General features: G+C 64.7%; 12 protein-coding genes and 8 pseudogenes. 12 read left to right on the top strand and 8 right to left on the bottom strand.

Going from position 1 to position 18,389, the window contains the following annotated elements:
• Positions 1–19: 19 nt before the first annotated feature.
• The 3 genes from AAF143_RS05725 to AAF143_RS05735 all read left to right on the top strand — a co-directional run bounded on the left by AAF143_RS05725 (position 20) and on the right by AAF143_RS05735 (position 2,371).
• Positions 20–1,057 (top strand): N-acetylneuraminate synthase family protein, encoded by a 1,038-nt coding sequence (locus tag AAF143_RS05725; RefSeq protein ID WP_255008716.1) that lies wholly within the window; start codon positions 20–22, stop codon positions 1,055–1,057.
• A gap of 68 nt (positions 1,058–1,125) precedes the next feature.
• The gene (locus AAF143_RS05730; RefSeq protein WP_414026635.1) at positions 1,126–1,590 is read left to right on the top strand and encodes a KdsC family phosphatase; all 465 of its coding nucleotides are present in this window, start codon (positions 1,126–1,128) and stop codon (positions 1,588–1,590) included.
• Positions 1,591–1,627: 37 nt separating this feature from the next.
• Entirely contained in the window at positions 1,628–2,371 is a 744-nt protein-coding gene (locus AAF143_RS05735; protein ID WP_255008718.1) for a cytidylyltransferase domain-containing protein, read from the top strand.
• A 417-nt stretch (positions 2,372–2,788) separates the two neighbouring features.
• On the opposite strand, the gene AAF143_RS05740 is transcribed toward AAF143_RS05735, so the two are convergent.
• Both AAF143_RS05740 and ribH (AAF143_RS05745) read right to left on the bottom strand, forming a co-directional pair.
• Positions 2,789–2,977 (bottom strand): transposase, encoded by a 189-nt coding sequence (locus AAF143_RS05740; protein WP_255008761.1) that lies wholly within the window; start codon positions 2,975–2,977, stop codon positions 2,789–2,791.
• Between the two features lie 164 nt (positions 2,978–3,141).
• Positions 3,142–3,480, bottom strand: a pseudogene (ribH, locus tag AAF143_RS05745) (6,7-dimethyl-8-ribityllumazine synthase); the annotation flags it as partial.
• A 104-nt stretch (positions 3,481–3,584) separates the two neighbouring features.
• On the opposite strand from ribH (AAF143_RS05745), the gene AAF143_RS05750 reads away from it, so the two are divergent.
• The 3 genes and pseudogenes from AAF143_RS05750 to AAF143_RS05760 all read left to right on the top strand — a co-directional run bounded on the left by AAF143_RS05750 (position 3,585) and on the right by AAF143_RS05760 (position 7,111).
• On the top strand, positions 3,585–5,132 hold the full coding sequence (locus AAF143_RS05750; protein ID WP_414026636.1) for an IS1182 family transposase: 1,548 nt from the start codon (positions 3,585–3,587) through the stop codon (positions 5,130–5,132).
• A gap of 500 nt (positions 5,133–5,632) precedes the next feature.
• Positions 5,633–6,265 carry a type IV toxin-antitoxin system AbiEi family antitoxin domain-containing protein gene (locus AAF143_RS05755; RefSeq protein WP_414026637.1) on the top strand — a complete coding sequence of 211 codons (633 nt, stop codon included), beginning with the start codon at positions 5,633–5,635 and terminating at the stop codon, positions 6,263–6,265.
• A 91-nt stretch (positions 6,266–6,356) separates the two neighbouring features.
• Positions 6,357–7,111 (top strand): annotated as a pseudogene (locus tag AAF143_RS05760) (nucleotidyl transferase AbiEii/AbiGii toxin family protein).
• Positions 7,112–7,184: 73 nt separating this feature from the next.
• Here AAF143_RS05760 and AAF143_RS05765 read toward each other — a convergent pair.
• Positions 7,185–7,586 carry a type II toxin-antitoxin system VapC family toxin gene (locus AAF143_RS05765; RefSeq protein ID WP_255009151.1) on the bottom strand — a complete coding sequence of 134 codons (402 nt, stop codon included), beginning with the start codon at positions 7,584–7,586 and terminating at the stop codon, positions 7,185–7,187.
• Complete coding sequence (locus AAF143_RS05770; protein ID WP_414026638.1) at positions 7,583–7,828, bottom strand: FitA-like ribbon-helix-helix domain-containing protein; 246 nt, start codon at positions 7,826–7,828, stop codon at positions 7,583–7,585. Before AAF143_RS05770 ends, AAF143_RS05765 begins: the two co-directional genes overlap by 4 nt.
• Positions 7,829–8,042: 214 nt before the next feature.
• On the opposite strand from AAF143_RS05770, the gene AAF143_RS05775 reads away from it, so the two are divergent.
• Together AAF143_RS05775 and AAF143_RS05780 are read left to right on the top strand one after the other, a co-directional pair.
• Positions 8,043–8,297: a type II toxin-antitoxin system Phd/YefM family antitoxin gene (locus tag AAF143_RS05775; RefSeq protein ID WP_255009155.1), complete on the top strand. Its 255-nt coding sequence runs from the start codon at positions 8,043–8,045 to the stop codon at positions 8,295–8,297.
• Positions 8,298–8,301: 4 nt separating this feature from the next.
• Positions 8,302–8,724 carry a type II toxin-antitoxin system VapC family toxin gene (locus tag AAF143_RS05780; protein ID WP_255009156.1) on the top strand — a complete coding sequence of 141 codons (423 nt, stop codon included), beginning with the start codon at positions 8,302–8,304 and terminating at the stop codon, positions 8,722–8,724.
• 458 nt (positions 8,725–9,182) lie between these two features.
• Here AAF143_RS05780 and ribH (AAF143_RS05785) read toward each other — a convergent pair.
• Positions 9,183–9,660: pseudogene (gene ribH / locus AAF143_RS05785) on the bottom strand (6,7-dimethyl-8-ribityllumazine synthase).
• Between the two features lie 4 nt (positions 9,661–9,664).
• On the bottom strand, positions 9,665–9,853 hold the full coding sequence (psbZ, locus tag AAF143_RS05790) for a photosystem II reaction center protein PsbZ (RefSeq protein WP_255009159.1): 189 nt from the start codon (positions 9,851–9,853) through the stop codon (positions 9,665–9,667).
• Positions 9,854–10,001: 148 nt separating this feature from the next.
• Between psbZ and AAF143_RS05795 the strand changes: the two are divergent.
• Both AAF143_RS05795 and mutS read left to right on the top strand, forming a co-directional pair.
• Positions 10,002–10,145 (top strand): annotated as a pseudogene (locus tag AAF143_RS05795) (PIN domain-containing protein); the annotation flags it as partial.
• Between the two features lie 111 nt (positions 10,146–10,256).
• Positions 10,257–12,941 (top strand): annotated as a pseudogene (mutS, locus tag AAF143_RS05800) (DNA mismatch repair protein MutS).
• On the opposite strand, the gene AAF143_RS05805 reads toward mutS, so the two are convergent.
• Positions 12,916–13,524 carry a precorrin-8X methylmutase gene (locus AAF143_RS05805; RefSeq protein WP_414026639.1) on the bottom strand — a complete coding sequence of 203 codons (609 nt, stop codon included), beginning with the start codon at positions 13,522–13,524 and terminating at the stop codon, positions 12,916–12,918. The pseudogene mutS and the gene AAF143_RS05805 sit on opposite strands and share 26 nt — an antisense overlap.
• 9 nt (positions 13,525–13,533) lie before the next feature.
• On the opposite strand from AAF143_RS05805, the pseudogene holA reads away from it, so the two are divergent.
• Positions 13,534–14,507: pseudogene (gene holA / locus AAF143_RS05810) on the top strand (DNA polymerase III subunit delta).
• Between the two features lie 27 nt (positions 14,508–14,534).
• Positions 14,535–16,344 (top strand): annotated as a pseudogene (locus AAF143_RS05815) (aspartate kinase).
• Between the two features lie 18 nt (positions 16,345–16,362).
• On the opposite strand, the pseudogene uvrB reads toward AAF143_RS05815, so the two are convergent.
• A pseudogene (gene uvrB / locus AAF143_RS05820) lies at positions 16,363–18,368 on the bottom strand (excinuclease ABC subunit UvrB).
• Between the last annotated feature and the right edge of the window lie 21 nt (positions 18,369–18,389).

The raw sequence follows: 18,389 nt of genomic DNA on the forward strand, positions 1-18,389 counted from the left end.
GTAAGATCTACATCCGCTGATGCTTAAAAATCTGCGAACGTCCCATCAACCCCTGATCATTGCCGAGGTGGGCCAGAATCACCAGGGACAACTGGAAAACGCCCTTGAATATATTCATCGCTTCACTGCAGCCGGAGCCGATGTCATTAAATTTCAGACCAGGAATAATCGCTATCTCTTTTCCGAAGCCGCCTATAATAAGTCATACGATAGTGAAAATGCCTTTGGTCCCACCTATGGAGAACATCGAGAGCAACTTGAACTGACTCCTAAGGAGAAGCAAATTCTGCGCTCCAAATGCCGCGAGGCCGGAGCCTTATTTATGTCGACGCCGTTTGATGAGCACAGCCTTCAATTACTGGTTGATCTGGAAACCGACCTACTGAAAATCGCCTCATTCGACATCGGAAATTTGCCATTCATCGATCGCATCGCCGCCACTGGCATTCCTGTGGTGGTGAGTACGGGAGGGGCAACCGAGGAACAGATTAGAAGTAGTGTCGACACAATTCTGCGCCATCACGACGAAATCGCTCTACTGCATTGCGTCTCCGAGTATCCCTGCGAGTATAACCATCTCGGGCTGCATCAGATTGAGCGCTTTCTCAACGACTATCCCGACATCACGATCGGCCTCTCCGACCACTTCAATGGGATCGTCAGTGGCCCTGTGGGCTATATGTGCGGAGCACGTGTTTTTGAAAAACACGTCACTCTCAATCGATCCTGGAAGGGAACCGACCATAGCTTTGCTTTGGAGCCCGATGGATTCCGGCGTTTCACCCGTGATATCAAGCGAATTCCCGCGATGATGACACCCAAACCCAAGGAAAGCCTGGGAACCGAACCGGTGTTCCAGAAGCTGGGGAAATCTTTGGCCGCCAGGGTGCCATTGAATCCAGGGGATCAGATCACCCTAGAGAAGGTCACAGGCAAGATTTTTGATAAAACCCACATACCCGTGCGGGAAAGCAATACCATGCTTGGCCGAAGGGTTATTCACAAAATCGACGAGGGAATGCCCATCAGGCACGAAGACTTGGCAGACTCTGATTGAAATAGTTACTTTCAGCGATTTACTCGGATTGCTTTCATCAACCTCTCGGCTTTACCCAGCCGCAACACATGATCCGCCGCCGCGATCTAAGCACCATCCGAATCATCTTCTATGACTTTGACGGGGTGTTCACCGATAATCATGTTCTCGTTGATTCCAATGGAATCGAACACGTACGCTGCTCCAGGCTGGATGGTTTCGGTATCTCGCGATTGCGCTCGATGGGGGTGCTTCAGTTGATCGTCTCCACAGAGATAAATCCAGTAGTGAGCCGCAGGGCAGAGAAACTCCTTCTCCCTGTTCATCAATCCGTTGAGGACAAGGCTGAGGTTGTCGCCAAGGTTTGCGCCGAGCATGGCATCCTCTTGGAACACGCTGCCTTCGTCGGCAACGACATCAACGACATCGATGCCATGAAGGCCGTCGGCATCGCTTTCGCCGTGGCGGACGCCTTCCCCCAGTCCTCGAGCATGCCGATTTCATCACTATTCGCCTGGGGGGACACGGTGCCGTCCGTGAGATATGCGACCTGATCGGAGACGCCATCGAGGCGGCCCGTTCCCCAGGTTCATGACGCGGCTCGCTCTGATCCCAGCCCGTAGCGGCTCGTCCCGCCTGCAGGATAAAAATGTGGCTCAGCTTGGCGGCCATCCCCTTATGGCTTACAGCATTGCCACAGCCTTGGAGAGCGGCTGCTTCGATACCGTTCACGTCGTTACCGACAGCGAGAACTATGCAGACATCGCCCGTTCCTACGGAGCCAGGGTGCCCGGTCTGCGCCCCGAGTCGACCGCTCGATCCGACTCTCCGGACATCAGCTGGGTGCGTTGGTTCTTCGAATCAGGTTTCGTGGACGGGCCGATCGAGTACTTTTCGATCCTGCGTCCAACGAGCCCCTTTCGTCAGGCTGACACCATCCGGCGAGCTTTCGCGGTTCTCCAGGAAAACCACCGTGCCGATTCGGTCCGGGCAGTGGAGAAAACCAGCCTCCATCCCGGCAAGATGTGGAGGATGAATGGACCGTTTCTGACGCCGCTTCTACCTTTCGATCAGGTAGGTACCCCCTGGCACAGTTCACAGATGGCCGCGCTGCCCACCGTTTATGTGCAGAACGCAAGTTTGGAGATCGCTCGCTACTCTTGCTTTGCAGAAACCGGTTCGATTGCTGGGCATCTCGTCGCCCCTTTCCTTACCACAGAGATGGAAGGCTTTGACATCAACTATCCTCTTGATCTGGAGATTGCCTGTCGACGGATAGAGAGCGGAGAATGGATACTTCCGGAGATAGGCTCTCCAGCGGCAGGGTCTACCTAAGGAGTCACCTTCCGCAGAGCGCCATAGGAGGTTGCGAACAAACGACCTTTTTGAGTGAGATTTCCCAGGCTACACTTTTCCTTCCAAGCTAATATTGAATGATCACTTCTCAGCGGTTCATTCCTCCCAGATAGTCGATTACCCTATCTCTTAGAGTGCGGAACTGGTGGCCAGGGTAGTAACCCGAAATACATCTTCTCCTTAGTTTCGACTGCCCTTAGGTTCCAGTGCAGCGATCCCTGAGGCTTCTCTTGTTCTCTGGGCCGATGTCAGAACACGATGTGCTTCTACGACTCCTGGATGCTCTACCTCCCGAGGTCAGAGCAAAATGGCGTCCACCGAGAAGTCCCCTTTCTGTGCATGGGTTTCAATTGAGATGCTTCCATCAGCGCCTTGAGGAACCCGCCCAAGGCGAACTCATTGAGTAGGCAGGCGGTCACGATTTTTGGTGAACATGATCGGGTTACAAATCGCATCGTCACTGCTGAGGTTGACGAACCAGCGCAGCATCAGATTGCGGTCGAGATGCTCAAGATTACAGGCGCTCAGAACGTATCCCATAAAACGCCTGAACAGCGAGGCGAGCAAGATCTCCTCGGGTGGGATCGATGGACAACTTTGTTAGGGTTACAACTTACAGAAGATGGGATTAAGAAATCAAGGGTCTAATCAGCCAGCTTCCGAATCCGGCACCCGATGGTTGGCCAGCATCCGCTCCTCAGTCAAAATATAGAAGTACACGGAATGAGTGGACTCCTGCTGGTCTCGCATCACGGCTGACACGAGTGTCTAATTTTCACAGAGTTGATTGGATTATTCAGAGAACTCATGAGGATTCCGACCGGCAACCACGCCATCAAGCTCCCCATCGCAAGTGCCTGCAGGGCGTAGCACCAGCCCAGATTGCTCTTGATGCCCGCCCGCTCCAGGGCCTGCTGCAGGGTGTCGGTGGTCAGCACCCCGAAGATCACGGGGATTCCCGTCTCCCGCGCGACGGCGGCCACCCCCTTGCTGGCCTCGGCCACCACCACTTCGAAATGGGGTATATCGCCACGAATCACAGCCCCCAGGGTGATCACCACCTGGTAGCGGCCACAGGCGGCCAGGCGCTAGGAGCCTGTTGCGCGTAGATCAGCGGCCGAGCTCTCCACAGACGCCCATAAATCTGCCCAGATCCCAGTGACAGCAATGGGTCTGGCCACCAGAATGGGGCATGCAGAAGCCCAAGTCCTTCCGCCCCTGGCAGCCGGAGCAGACCACCCTGCTGCCGCCATCACCGAGTGATTGGCTCTCGGATGATCACCAGGTGTATTTCCTGCTTGATCTGGTGGATGAGCTGGATCTATCACAGGTCCTGATCCCCGCTCAGAGCAAAGATCCACGTGGGGAGAAAGGGTTTGACCCCAGGATGATGACGATGTTGCTGCTTTACGCGTACTGCGTGGGCATCGTCTCCTCCCGCAAGATCGAGCGGGCCTGCTACGAGGACCTGGCCTTCCGGGTGCTGACGGGCAACCAGCAGCCAGACCACAGCCGCGTCAGCGAATTCCGGCGCCGCAACCTCGATGCCCTGAGGGGTCTATTTGTTCAGATCCTGCGCCTGTGCCAGAAGGCCGGCATGGTGAGCCTCGGCCATGTGGCCCTTGATGGCACCAAGATTCAGGCCAATGCCTCCAAGCACAAAGCCATGAGCCACGAGCGCATGCTCAGGGCGGAGAAGCAGCTGCAGCAGGAGATCAATGCCTTGATGCGCAAGGCCGAGATCCTTGATGCCCAGGAGGATCGTCGCTACGGCAAGAGCAACCGCGGCAGCGACCTGCCCGACGAACTGCGGCGGCGGCAGGATCGGCTGGCCAGGATCCGTCAGGCCCGCAAGGAGATGGAAGCGGAGACCGCTGCTGCTGCAGCGCGTCAGCGGCACGAGGAGGCAGAAGCGGCCAGGGCCCAAGCCACTGCCGCGCAGGACGCGGAGGCATCGCCAGCAGAGCAGGCCGAGCTGAACAAGAAAGCCGAGGCGGCAGCAGCAAAGGCCAAGGCTGCCCGGGAGGCTGCGATCAAGGCCGCCGAGGTCGCTGGCGTGGAGCCGCCGGATCTGGAGCCACTTGCTGCTGACGCGATGCCACACCGTGGTCTGGCCCGGAAAGCCGACGGCACCCCAACCACCAAGGCCCAGCGCAACTTCACCGATCCCCAGAGTCATCTGATGCAGTCAGGTGGGTCCTATCTGCAGGGCTACAACTGCCAGTTGGCGGTGGACAGCGACCACCAGGTGATCGTGGCGCTCGGGGTGAGCAGCCAACCGCCGGACGTCGAGCACCTGGAACCCATGCTGGAGCGCATCGCCGCCAGCGCCGGTGCACTGCCCACGGTGATGACGATGGATGCGGGCTACTGGAGCGAGGCAAACGCCAACGCCTGCACCGATCAGGGCATTGATGGATACATCGCCACCGGCCGCCTGCCACACGGCCAGCCGCCACCGCCCAAGCGAGGACCTTTAGCCAGAGACGCCGATGCAAAAACCCGCATGGCCCGCAAGCTCAGAAGCAAGAAGGGCGCCAAGATCTACGCCCAGCGCAAGGCGATCGTGGAGCCGGTAAATGGGCAGATCAAAGAAGCCCGGGGCCTACGCCGATTCCTGCTGCGGGGTCTGGAGAAGGTGAACAACGAGTGGCATCTGATCGCTGCCACCCACAACCTGCTCAAGTTGTTCAGGTTCAGGCGATCACAGCAACAGGCGCTGGTGGCAGCATCGGGATGAGTGGCAGCAGAAGCGTTGGCCGGTGTAGCAGCGGCTGACTGAGGCCCATCGATGGGGCCCGGACAGCAGAAGGACGGAGTCTCAGCTATTCAGCTCAGGGGTCGATCCGCTGTGGCCAGGGGTTCGCTGCTCAATTGGCAACAAACTCCTAGGCGATCAGAGGGATCTCAACACTGCAGGGCACCCAGGCCACATCGATGCCGTGGCACCGGCTTGGACCGAGTCCTAAAATCTGTACAACGTGTACTTTTAGGACTGGGCCGAAGTGGCGGCGGCCGTGTTGCTGCGACCTCTCGCCGTTGGATGGGGCGCAGCAGAGCTCCCAAAGAGTCGGAATTTGCAAAGAGTTCGCTGAGGGATCACTCCATCACGGCAGCAGCACGCTGATGGGCCGGCTTTAAGCGCTGATTCTGACGAAATGAACCAGCATGATCGGATAAAATCCGATCATGCCGTCAAAAACAGACAATCTGGACCATCCGCTTCGGCGCTTCGGGGCTGTGCCGCTGGCACGGGACGTGCTCGATGAAGCACTCAGCGGTTACCGGCAGCCCAACGACAAGGTGAGTGAATGGCTGCGGGAAGGGGCACTGCAGCCGCTGCGACGCGGGCTCTACCTGGCGGGGGCGCCCCTGCGAACCAGCCCGGCTTGCCTGCCCCTTATCGCCAATCATCTCTACGGCCCCTCCTGTGTATCCCTCGACTTTGCCCTGGCCTGGCATGGCCTGATTCCCGAGGGGGTGGCGGAGGTGACCTCGGTGACCCCCAAGCCAAGCCGCAGGCTCAGCAACGCTCTGGGGCGCTTCACCTACCACCACCTGCCACTGCCCTACTACACGGTGGGCCAAGAACTGGGCCAGGCAGCCGATGGGCTCAGCTTCCTGATCGCCAGCCCCGCCAAGGCACTGTGTGATCGGCTGGTGCTCAGCCGCCAGTTGGCGCCGTTGTCCCGCGGGGCCATGCGGCAGTGGCTGCTGGAGGACCTGCGGCTGGATCCCGATCAGCTGGGACTGCTCAACCTCGCCGCCATCCGCGCGTGCCTGGCCACCGGCTACAAGCGAAGGCAGCTGGGAACCTTGCTCAAGGTGATCGAAACGCTGCAGCAGGAGCTGGCCACGGAGCCCTCGCCATGAACTCAGCACCATGAACAGGGTGGTTGAGCAGATGCTGCAGCGGGTTCCCCTCGATAGCGATGCGGCGCGCAGCCAGGCGTTGCGGGAGGTGATGCAGGAGCTTGCTCTGGCGGGGCTCTATCGCCGTGGTTTCTTTGGCAAAGCCGCGTTTTACGGCGGCACCTGCCTGCGCATCTTTCATCAGCTGCCGCGGTTTTCTGAGGATCTGGATTTCTCGCTCCTACAGCCAGATCCAAACTTCTCCCTGCAGCCCTATCTGCGGGGACTTACGGAGGAATTTGCCGCCCTGGGAATTGATGTTGAGATCAAGGTAAAAACCAAGACGGCTCAAACAGCAATCCATTCAGCCTTTTTGAAAACAACCACCACCATCGTTCAGCTCGCAATCGGCAGCTCCAAAATGCTGAAGATCAAACTTGAGGTCGACTCAGAACCCCCCTGGGATTCAGCACCGAGGAGAAGCTCCTGCTGCAACCCTATTCCTTTTACGTTAAATGTTTCAGCCTGCCCGATTTATTCGCAGGCAAAATGCATGCGGTGTTGTTCAGGCAGTGGCAGCAGCGGATCAAAGGCCGTGACTGGTTCGATCTGGAGTGGTATGTGCGCCAAGGCAACCCCCTGCATCTGGATCACCTGGCTGAGCGGGCTCGCCAGAGCGGCCATTGGCCAGCGGATCAGCCCTTTACGGCATCAACGCTGCAGGCGTTGCTGGATGAGCGCATCGCCCGCCTGGATGTTGCCAATGCCCGCATGGACATTGAACGCTTCATTCCCGACCCCCACCCACTGGCCATCTGGTCGACGGACTACTTCCACCAGCTTGGCCGTCGCATCACAACGGTCTGAACCTCTGGCCGGCCGATGCGTGTCTCGCGTCAAGCCCTGCATCTGGCGCTGATCGCGCCCTCGGCAGGTGGGTTCAGGCGGTGAACAAATCCAGGGGCCTCGCCACATCCGAAAAGGCCACGAGAATGGCGCGGTCCTCGGTGACCAGCGGCACCCCCAGCTGCTGCGCAGCGGCAACGAACTCGCAGCCATAGGCACTGCAGCGGCTGCTGATGGCCAGCTGCAATACCTGCTCGGAGGTCACCGGTTCGTCCTGACCAGCCAGAAGCAGCTCAGCGCGTTCCATCAGCGCCACAGCGTCTGGGAGCTGCAGCAGGTCACGCCGCAGGTAGGTGGTGAGCACATTGCGCCACTCGCTGCGCCAGAGCGGAGGTGCTGCCCAACAGGGTTGATGGAGCAACAGGGCTTCTGCCAACGTTGTCTTGGGCCCCGGCAGCAGCAGATAGGCCAACACGTTGGTGTCGACGACGATCAAGGTCGCCCCTCGCGCTTGAAGGCATCGATCTCGGCCGGATCAAAGCTGTGCTGGCCAAGGCTGTTGCGCAAGGCGCGGATCTCCGCCAGCTGCTGCTCCACAGCCAAGGGCCCATGGCCCAAGCCGGCTTCCAGGCAAACGATGGCTTCGTTGTTGAGGCTGCGCCGATGCCGCTTGGCTGCTGCTGCCAGCCGGGCATGGAGCAGGTCGGGCAGGTTCTTGAGCGTGATGGTTTTGGCCATGGCAGCCAGCGATCTCGCAGCAATGCAACCATTATGGATCCATTCTGGTTTCTGGCGGCCCATGGGCATGGCCCGGTCAGCATTGCGCTGGGTATTGGTTGATTTGTCAATCCATGGCCATGAAGCGGATGGGTCCGGCGCAGGCCAAGATCCGACGCAAGAAGGCAGCAATGATTAGACTAGTCATCTAACTAGTCTGAATGCGGAGTGCCCCATGACGGTCTGGCCGGTCCAGCACGCAAAAGCGCGTTTCAGTGAGCTGCTCGATACGTGTCAACGTGAAGGGCCCCAGGTGGTATCGAAACGTGGCAGCGAAGCGGCTGTGCTGGTATCCATCGACGAATGGCGCCGTCTCCAGGCAGCCGCACAGCCCAGCCTGAAAGACCTGTTGCTGACCCCAGGCGCGCGTACCGAGGCGCTGGTTCCGCCCCGGGGCAAGGCCCGCCGGCGATCCCTGCTGGCTCTTTAGACCGGTGGTATTTCTGCTCGACACCAATGTGGTTTCGGAGCTGCGTAAGCCGCGGCCCCACGGCGCCGTGCTCGCCTGGCTCCAGGGCGTTGACGATGCAGACCTCCACCTCGCCAGCGTGACCCTTGGCGAGATCCAGGCTGGCATCGAGCTCACCCGCGAACAGGACCCCGCCAAGGCCACCGAGATCGAACAGTGGCTCGTTCAGGTGAGCTGCACCTACAACATCCTGCCGATGGATGGAGCGGCTTTTCGCTGCTGGGCCCGACTCATGCAGCGGCAATCCGACACCCTCTACGAGGACGCGATGATCGCTGCCATCGCCAGGGTTCACAAGCTCACCGTGGTCACCCGGAACGAGGCTGACTTCAGCCGCTTTGGGGTGGAGCTGATCAATCCATTCACCGCTACGGGCAGTGGGGCCTGAGTCGGCGCCACAGCTTCTGGGAACTGGAGCAGGAACAGCCAGCACCGTGGTAATCGATTGCATCCGCTGCGAACCGGTCGGGCCCTGCCGGAGCTTTTCAGTGTTGCTTTGGGGAACTTGCACAGATGCACAACTTCCTCAAATAGCTGGATTGCAAGGTCATCAGGCGTTTCTCCCGCTCCGCCACGAAGGCCAAGCAGGCCAGCACGTCCCCATGGGTGAGCTATCGAGTTCGGCGCCCAGCCTCAACAGATCGGCCACGTCCATGGACGGCGCCTCCAGGCAGAGATCAAGATCCGAGCCTGAGCGATGGCGCCCCATCGCCCTTGAGCCTTAGAGAACCACCCGCCGCAGAGTGGCCAAGGAACGCCCGTCATTCTCCAGCCGTTGCAGCCAGCGAACATCCTCATCAGCCATACCGGGCGCTCAACCTGGACTGGCTAAGTCTGGCGGATGCCCTAACCCGGCAACCCCGCCATCAAGCTCCCCATCTCCAGCGCCTGCAGCGCATAACTCCAGCCCAGGTTGCTCTTGATGCCCGCCCGCTCCAGGGCCTGCTGCAGGGTGTCGGTGGTCAGCACCCCGAAGATCACGGGGATTCCCGTCTCGCGCGCGACAGCCGCCACCCCTTGCTGGCCTCGGCCACCACCACATCGAAATGGGGGTGTCACCGCGGATCACGGCCCCCAGGGTGATCACCACCTGGTAGCGGCCGCTGGCGGCCAGGCGCTGGGCGATCAGAGGGATCTCGAAGCTGCCGGGCACCCAGGCCACATCCAGCTGCGTGCTGCCTTCGGACACATCAATGCCGTGACGGCTGAGGCAATCCAGGCAGCCACTCAGCAACCGGGAGGTGACCAGATCATTGAAACGGGCGACCACGACGGCGATCCGCAGGCCGCTGACCTCGGTGAACCGTCCTTCAAAGATGGCCAAGGGGTCAGATGACGAAGAAGCTCATACCCCAGTTGAGCAGAACGAGGGCCACCCAAGCCCCTCCGCCCAGCAGAATCAGCCGGTTGGAGCGGCCGCTGTCATCGCTGCTGGCGTAGAGCACGGGAATAGCCACGATCAACGCGAAGGACAGCACCACCAGGGCCAGAACGGTGAGGGTGTTGAGGATCTGCATGGGTCCTTCGGGGGCCTGTGCGGGCTGGAAATGGATTGTCCCACGGCGTTTCGGCCGATTCTGAGGGCGTCTGCCGATCCTTCACAACTTGTCGGGAGGGGTCCTGCGCGAGCACGGGGAAGGCCCGGCCCTGCAGGCCATCGCCTTGATGCAGCGCTCTGAGCTGGTGGCCTTGAGCCCCGAAATCGCCCTCCACGGGGCCCAGCTCAGCCTGGAGCTCAAGCTGCCCATGGCGGACAGCCTGATGCTCGCCACCGCCAAGGCCTGTGGTGCTCTCTTGATCACCCAGGACGCCGATTTCCGGGGATCGCCGGGGTGCGCTGGCTGCCGAAAGCCCCCGGCTGAGCCACCTACGATCGCCCCCTTGGCAGGGGCACAACGTGGCGGGGAAGCCAAGGAACAGCTGTCGCTGATCGCCGCTCCGGCGCTGCAGGGCAGCCTGTTCGGCGCTGCCGAGGCCTTGGCCGAGGCCCCGGATGAGGCAGATCCAGGCACCACCGAGCTCGACGACGCAGCCCTGATCGCCCAGGCGGCCGCCCGGCCCCGCAAGCGCCAGGCCAGGAGCGAACCAGACGCCACCGAAACCAGCCCCGGCGACGACAACGCCGGCGTCTCCGACCTGCCCCGCTGGCACCACCACGGCCTGGTGGACCCCGAGGCGCTCCCGCCGATGCTGCGCCACTACGTGGAGCTCAAGGCCGCCCACCCCGATCGGGTGCTGCTCTACCGCCTCGGGGACTTCTTCGAATTCTTCTTCGAGGACGCCCTGCTGCTCTCGCGCCTGCTGGAGCTCACCCTCACCGGCAAGGAGGCGGGCAAGCGCCTCGGCCGGGTACCGATGGCGGGGATCCCCCACCACGCCGTCGAGCGTTACTGCGCTGAGCTGGTGCGCCACGGCCTCAGCATCGCCCTCTGCGATCAGCTGGAGGCGGTGGCCGCCAAGGGCAGCCTGCTCAAGCGCGGCATCACCCGGGTGATCACCCCCGGCACGGTGCTGGAAGAGGGCCTGCTGGCGGCCCGGCGCAACAACTGGCTGGCGGCGGTGGTGCTGGAGGGCCCCGCTGGGGCCTGGCGGTCACCGATGTGAGCACGGGGGAGTTCCGGGTCACCGAGCGGGAGGGCACCGACCGCCTGCACCAGGAACTGCTGCAGCTGGAGGTGGCCGAACTGCTCTGGCCGGGAGAAGCGTCGCCCCCCCCTGGTGCCCTGAGGGTCTGCGGCTCACGCCCCTGCCCACCACCCCCTTCGCCAGCGCCGAGGCCCGCCGCACCCTGCTGGAGCGCTTCGCCTTGGCTAGCCTCACTGGATTGGGGCTGGGGGAGACCCCCTGGGGCTGCGGGCCGCCGGCGGCCTGGTGCGCTACCTCGATGACACCCAACCGGGCAGCTCGATCCCCCTGGAGCTACCCCGCACCTGGTCCGCCGGCGATGAGCTGGTGCTGGATGCCCAGACCCGCCGCAACCTGGAGCTGACCCGCACCCAGATGGGCGGCGCGTTTCACGGCTCGCTGCTTTGGGTGCTGGATCGAACGCTCACGGCCATGGGGGCCGCCGGCTGCGGCGCTGGCTGGAGGCCCCCTGGTGGAGCTGACGCGCATCCGCGCCCGCCAGGAGAGCGTCAGCGAACTGGTGGCCCAGCGCTCCCTGCGCCTGGCCCTGCGCCGGCTGTTGCGGCCCATGGGCGACCTGGAGCGCCTGGCGGGCCGGGCGGGGGCCGGCTCCGCCTCCGCCCGCGACCTGGTGGCGTTGGCCGATGGCCTCGAACGGCTGCCGCGGCTGGCGGCCCTGCTGCAGGAGGCCTCCAGCGCCCCTCTGCGGGATCTGAACGAGCCGCGGCCGGAGCTGGCGGCACTGGCCGCCCTGGTGCGCCACACCCTGCTCGATGCCCCCCGATGGGCCTCACCGAGGGCGGCCTGATCCACGACGGCGTCGATGAGCGCCTCGATGGCCTGCGCAACCGCCTCGATGACCAGGACGCCTGGCTGGAGGCCCAGGAGCGCCAGGAACGGCGCCTGAGTGGCATCGCCAGCCTGCGGCTGCAGTTCCACCGCAGTTTCGGCTACTTCCTCGCCGTCAGCCGGGCCAAGGCCCTGGCCGTGCCCGAGCACTGGATCCGCCGCCAGACCCTCGCCAACGAGGAGCGCTTCGTCACCCCCGACCTCAAGGCCCGCGAGGGGGCGATCCTGCAGCTCAAGGCCCGCGCCGCCCAGCGCGAATACGAGCTGTTCGCCGAGTTGCGCCAGCGCGTGGGCGCCCAGGCGGGTCCGATCCGCGCCGCCGCCCGCCGGGTGGCCGCCCTCGATGCCCTGGCCGCCCTGGCCGAGGTGGCCGCCACCGGCGGCTACTGCTGCCCGGAGCTCACGGACAGCCGCACCCTGCAGATCGAGGCCGGACGCCATCCGGTGGTGGAGCAGATGCTGGTGGAGGAGCCCTTCACCGCCAACGGCATTCACCTAGGGGAGGAGGGACAGCCCGATCTGCTGGTGCTCACGGGCCCCAACGCCAGCGGCAAGAGCTGCTACCTGCGCCAGATCGGCCTGCTGCAGCTGCTGGCCCAGGTGGGCAGCTGGATTCCGGCCCGCTCCGCCCGTCTGGGGATCTGCGATCGGATCTTCACCCGCGTCGGCGCCGTCGATGACCTGGCCACGGGCCAGTCCACCTTCATGGTCGAGATGGCCGAAACCGCCAACATCCTTCACCACGCAACCGATCGCTCCCTGGTGCTGCTCGATGAGATCGGCCGCGGCACCGCCACCTTCGATGGCCTCTCGATCGCCTGGGCGGTGGCCGAACACCTGGCCGAGGGGATCAGGGCGCGCTCGGTGTTCGCCACCCACTACCACGAGCTCAACGAGCTGGCCGAGCTGCTGCCCAACGTGGCCAACGTGCAGGTGTTGGTGGAAGAAACAGGCGAGCGGCTGAGGTTCCTCCACCAGGTGCGGCCCGGTGGAGCCAGCCGCAGCTACGGCATCGAGGCCGCCCGCCTCGCTGGGGTGCCCCCTTCGGTGGTGCTGCGGGCCCGCCAGGTGCTGAGCCGCATCGAGGCCAACAGCCATGTGGCGCTCAGCGCCCCAGCCAGGCCCGCCTGAGCAACGCATTCACCGTGGCCGCCGCCAGGGCCGCCCCCTTGCTGCCCTCGAGCCGGATCTGCGCCAGGGGCGATTCGGCCAAGTGGCGCTTGCTCTCGGCCACCCCCACGAAACCCACCGGCATCCCCACCACCAGGGCAGGCCGCACAGGTGAATCGGCCTCGGCGGCCAGCTCCAGCAGCCGCTCGAGGGCCGTGGGGGCACTGCCGATCAACACCACCGCCCGCGGGTGCTCCGCCAGGGCCAGGGCCATGCCGGTGGCCGCCCGGGTGCCCCCTTCAGGCGCCAGCGCCGGGGCCCAGTCCAGGGCGCTGCGCACGGGGTTGGCAAAGGTGCGCGCCGCCATCGGCGCCACCGCCGCCGCGGCCATGGCGGTGTCGGTGAGGATCAGCTCCCCGGCGGCCAGGGCCAGCAGGCCCGAAGCGCAGGCCCCGTGCCCGAAGCGCAGGTCGGCGGCGATGGCCAGGTCGCCGCTGGTGTGCACCAGGCGCTCGAGCACCTCCTGCTGCACCGGATCGAGGCCCGTGTCGCCGAGCCAGTCGCGGATGCGCCGCACGCTTTCGGTGAAGATCGGGTGATCCATGGCGCGCCCATGCCGGTCCATCTCTACTGGGGCGACGACGAAGCCGCCCGAACCCGGGCCGTGGAGGCCCTGATCGCCCAGGTGATCGATCCCGCCTGGGCCAGCATCAACCTCTCCCGGCTCGATGGCAACGACCCCGCCCAGGCCTCCCAGGCCCTGGCGGAAGCGCGCACGCCCCCGCTCGGCGGCGGTGATCGGGTGGTGCTGCTGCAGCGCAGCCCCTTCTGCAGCGCCTGCCCCGCCGAGCTGGCGGCCCAGCTGGAGGCCGCCCTGGAGTTGATTCCCGCCAACGGCCACCTGCTGCTGGTGAGCCCCGGCAAGCCCGATGCCCGCCTGCGCACCACCAAGGCCCTCAAGGCCGTGGCCACCGAACAAAGCTTCCCCTGCCGGCGGTCTGGGATGGGGCCGGCCAGCTGGAGCTGGTGAAGGGCACCGCCGCGGCCCTGGGCCTCAAACTCACCGCCGGCGCCGCCGAAGCCCTGGCCGAAGCCGTGGGCAGCGACAGCGCCCGGCTGGCGAGCGAGCTGGAAAAACTGGGGCTCTACAAAGGCGACCAGCCCATTGACGCCGCGGCCGTGGCCGCCCTGGTGGGGGCCCATGCCACCACCAGCCTGCAGGTGGGGGACGCCCTGCTGGCGGGTCGCCTCGGCGACGCCATCGCCCTGCTCGACGCCCTGCTGGAGGCCAATGAGCCCGCCTTGCGCATCGTCGCCACCCTCTGCAGCCAGATCCGCGGCTGGCTCTGGGTGAGCCTGCTGGAGCGCAGCGGCGAACAGGACGTGGCCGTGATTGCCAAGGCCGCCGGCATCGGCAACCCCAAGCGCGTCTACGTGATGCGCAAGCAGATCCGCGGGCGTCCGCCGGAGCGCTTCCTCGCCCTGCTGGCTCAGCTGCTGGAGGTGGAGGCCGCCCTCAAGCGCGGAAGCGAACCCCGCGACGCCTTCCGAGATGGATTTCTGGCGGGCGCCGGCCCCGACGGATAATCACACCTCACTGCCCGCAACCGAGCGATGGCCCTGCTGGTTCAGAAATTCGGGGGCACCTCCGTGGGCAGCGTCGAGCGCATCCAGGCGGTGGCCCGCCGGGTGGCTGACAGCCGTGAGCAGGGCCATGAGCTGGTGATCGTGGTCTCGGCCATGGGCCACACCACCGACGAGCTCACCGCCCTGGCCCGTGCGATCAGCCATGACCCCCCAGCGGGAAATGGACATGCTCCTGGCCACCGGGGAGCAGGTGTCGATCGCGCTGCTGGCCATGGCCCTCAACGCCCTCGGCGTGCCGGCGGTCTCGATGACGGGCGCCCAGGTGGGCATCGTCACCGAATCGGCCCATGGCCGCGCCCGCATCCTTGAAGTGCGCACCGACCGCCTGCGCCGGCTGCTCGATGACGGCCAGGTGGTGGTGGTGGCCGGCTTCCAGGGCACCAGCAGCGGCAGCGGCGGCACCGCCGAAATCACCACCCTGGGCCGCGGGGGTCCGACACCTCGGCCGTGGCCCTGGCGGCGGCGCTGGGGGCCGACGCCTGCGAGATCTACACCGATGTGCCCGGGGTGCTCACCACCGACCCGCGCAAGGTCAGCGACGCACAGCTGATGGAGACGGTCACCTGCGACGAGATGCTGGAACTGGCCAGCCTCGGTGCCGCCGTGCTGCATCCTCGGGCCGTGGAGATCGCCCGCAACTACGGCGTGCCCCTGGTGGTGCGCTCCAGCTGGAGCGAGGCCCCCGGCACCCTGCTCACCAGTGGGCCGGGCCGGTCGATCGGCAGCGAGGGCCTGGAGCTGGGCAAACCGGTGGACGGGGCGCAACTGGAGGTGGACCAGGCCGTCATCGCCCTCTCCCTGGTGCCCGACGAACCAGGGGTGGCGGCGCGGCTGTTCGAAGCGCTCTCAAGCGCCGGCCTCAACGTGGACCTGATCGTGCAGGCCACCCAGGAGGGGGCCACCAACGACATCGCCTTCACCCTCGCCGCGTCCCAGCTGGAACGGGCCCGGGAGGTCTGCCAGGTGCTGCTGAACGCCACCGGGGCCGCCGACTGCGCCCTCACCGCCCAGGGGGGCCTCGCCAAGCTGAGCATCTCCGGGGCGGGGATCCTCGGCCGCCCCGGGGTGGCGGCCCGGCTGTTCGACACCCTGGCCCGCAGCGGCATCAACCTGCGCATGATCGCCACCAGCGAGGTGAAGGTGAGCTGTCTGGTGGAGGGAGACCAGGCCACCAAGGCCCTGCGGGCGGCGGCGGCCTCCTTCGAACTGGCCGATCACCAGCTCCAGCTCAACCCCCGCCCTGCGGCCTGGGGGATCCGGCGGTGCGGGGGTGGCCCTCGACCGCGACCAGGCCCAGGTGGCCACTCGCCTGTTGCCCGACCGGCCCGGCACGGCGGCACAGGTCTGCCGGGCCCTGGCCGATGCCGGCATCAGCCTCGATGCGATCGTGCAGTCGGAGCGCACCCGCGGCGATGGCAACGATCGCCGCCGCGACATGAGCTTCCACCCTGCGCCGCGACGACCTGGAGCGCGCCCGAATCGCCCTGGCACCGGTGCTGGCCCAGTGGAGTGGCGCCCGCTTCGAGCAGGGTCAGGCGATCGCCCGGGTCAGTGCCGTGGGGGCGGGCATGCCCTGCACCCCTGGCACGGCGGCGCGCATGTTCCGTGCCCTGGCGGACGCGGGGATCAACATCGAGATGATCGCCACCAGCGAAATCCGCACCAGCTGTGTGGTGGCCGAAAAAGATGGCGAGGGGGCCCTGCGGGCGGTGCATGCCCGCTTCGGCCTGGGGGAATCACCGTGCACCGGGCCGAGGGCACGGCTGCTCCGGTCTGATCCGTGGCTCAGCTCTGATCAGTGCTTGCCCACCAGCTTCATGCGCAGCTGCTTGATGCGGTCGCGCAGGCCCGCCGCCTCTTCGTACTCCAGGTTCTTGGCCGCGGCCTTCATCTTGTCCTCCAGCTGGGTGATCAGTTCCGGCAGGGCCTCCAGCGGCACCGTCTCATGCAGGGCCTCCTCGGTGGCCTGCTCCAACTGATCGTCGCTGAGGCGGCGCGAAAGCTCCAGCGACGAAAGGATCGAGTTACCGGCGCGCTTGCCCGCAGGCGTTGGGGTGATGCCGTGCTTCAGGTTGTAGGCGTGCTGGATCGCCCGCCGCCGCTCGGTTTCGGAGATCGCCTTGGCCATCGAATCGGTGAGGTTCTCGGCGTAGAGCAAGGCCTTGCCCTCCACGTGGCGTGCGGCCCGGCCGATGGTCTGGATCAAGGAGCGTTCCGCCCGCAGAAAGCCCTCCTTGTCAGCATCGAGGATCGCCACCAGCGACACCTCCGGCAGATCGAGGCCCTCCCGCAGCAGGTTCACCCCCACCAGGGCATCGAACACACCGTTGCGCAGGTCCTGGATGATCTCGATGCGCTCGATCGAGTGGATCTCCGAGTGCAGATAACGAACGCGCACGCCATGTTCGGCCAGGTAATCGGTGAGGTCCTCGGCCATGCGCTTGGTGAGGGTGGTGATCAAGCAGCGCTCCCCTTGTCGGCCCGCAGCCGAATCTCCCCGAGCAGATCGTCCACCTGGCCCTCGGTGGGGCGAACTTCCACGATTGGATCAAGCACCCCGGTGGGGCGGATCACCTGCTCCACCACCTGCCCGAGGCTGCGCTCCAGCTCCAGGGCCCCGGGGGTGGCAGAGACGAAGATCGTCTGGTGGGCCTTGGCCCAGAACTCCTCATCCTTGAGCGGCCGGTTGTCGGCGGCCGAGGGCAGGCGGAAGCCGTGCTCGATCAGCACCTGCTTGCGGCTCTGGTCGCCGTTGTACATGGCCCGCAGCTGGGAGCAGGTGACGTGGCTCTCGTCCACCACCAGCAGCCAGTCGTCGGGGAAGTAATCGATCAGGCACTCGGGCGGGGTGCCCGCATCGCGGCCAGCCAGATGGCGGGCGTAGTTCTCGACGCCATTGCAGTAGCCCACCTCCTTGAGCATCTCCAGGTCGTAGGTGGTGCGCTGCTCCAGCCGCTGGGCCTCCAGCAACTTGCCCACACTGTTGAGTTGATCCAGGCGCTGGTGGAGCTCCGCCCGGATCGCGGTGATCGCCCCCTCGAGCCGGTCTTTGGGGGTGACGAAGTGCTTGGCGGGGTAGATGTTCACCGCCTCCAGGCTCTGCAGGATCTCGCCGGTGGTGGGATCCACGTAGCGGATCGCCTCCACCTCATCGCCGAACAGCTCGATGCGCACCAGCCGATCTTCGTAGGCCGGGCCGATCTCGAGCACGTCTCCGCGCACCCGGAAACGGCCGCGTGCCACCTCGGTGTCATTTCGGCTGTATTGGTTATTGACCAGTTCCCGCAGGGAGGTGCGCAGGTTGAGCGTTTCGCCCACCCGGAACTGAACGGCGGCCTTGAGGTATTCCGAGGGGATTCCAAGGCCGTAGATGCAACTGATCGAGGCCACCACGATCACGTCCTTGCGCTCGAACAGCGAACGCGTCGCCGAGTGGCGCAGCATGTCAATCTCCTCGTTGATCGAGGCGGTCTTGGCGATGTAAGTGTCCGAGACCGCCACATAGGCCTCGGGCTGGTAGTAGTCGTAGTAGGAGATGAAGTATTCGACGGCATTGTCGGGGAAGAACTCCCGCAACTCGTTGCAGAGCTGCGCCGCCAGGGTCTTGTTGTGGGCCAGCACCAGGGTGGGACGCCCGGTCTGGGCGATCACATTGGCGATCGAAAAGGTCTTGCCGGTGCCGGTGGCGCCCAGCAGGGTCTGGTAGCGCTCACCGGCATCCACCGCCCGCACCATGGCGGCGATGGCGGATGGCTGGTCACCCTGGGGTATGTAGGGGGCCTGGAGCTGGAAACGGGCCATGCCCCCATTCTGTGGGGTTCG

Source organism: Cyanobium sp. ATX-6F1 (assembly GCF_047395825.1).
In the GTDB taxonomy this organism is placed as follows: Bacteria; Cyanobacteriota; Cyanobacteriia; order PCC-6307; family Cyanobiaceae; genus ATX-6F1.

Bases quoted from the DNA above. Each gene is read 5' to 3' on its own strand.
- AAF143_RS05735 (WP_255008718.1), top strand. From the start codon at position 1,628: ATGACGCGGCTCGCTCTGATCCCAGCCCGTAGCGGCTCGTCCCGCCTG.
- psbZ (WP_255009159.1), bottom strand. From the start codon at position 9,853: ATGCAGATCCTCAACACCCTCACCGTTCTGGCCCTGGTGGTGCTGTCC.
- AAF143_RS05730 (WP_414026635.1), top strand. From the start codon at position 1,126: ATGATCCGCCGCCGCGATCTAAGCACCATCCGAATCATCTTCTATGAC.
- AAF143_RS05725 (WP_255008716.1), top strand. From the start codon at position 20: ATGCTTAAAAATCTGCGAACGTCCCATCAACCCCTGATCATTGCCGAG.
- AAF143_RS05805 (WP_414026639.1), bottom strand. From the start codon at position 13,524: ATGGATCACCCGATCTTCACCGAAAGCGTGCGGCGCATCCGCGACTGG.
- AAF143_RS05750 (WP_414026636.1), top strand. From the start codon at position 3,585: ATGCAGAAGCCCAAGTCCTTCCGCCCCTGGCAGCCGGAGCAGACCACC.
- AAF143_RS05770 (WP_414026638.1), bottom strand. From the start codon at position 7,828: ATGGCCAAAACCATCACGCTCAAGAACCTGCCCGACCTGCTCCATGCC.
- AAF143_RS05775 (WP_255009155.1), top strand. From the start codon at position 8,043: ATGACGGTCTGGCCGGTCCAGCACGCAAAAGCGCGTTTCAGTGAGCTG.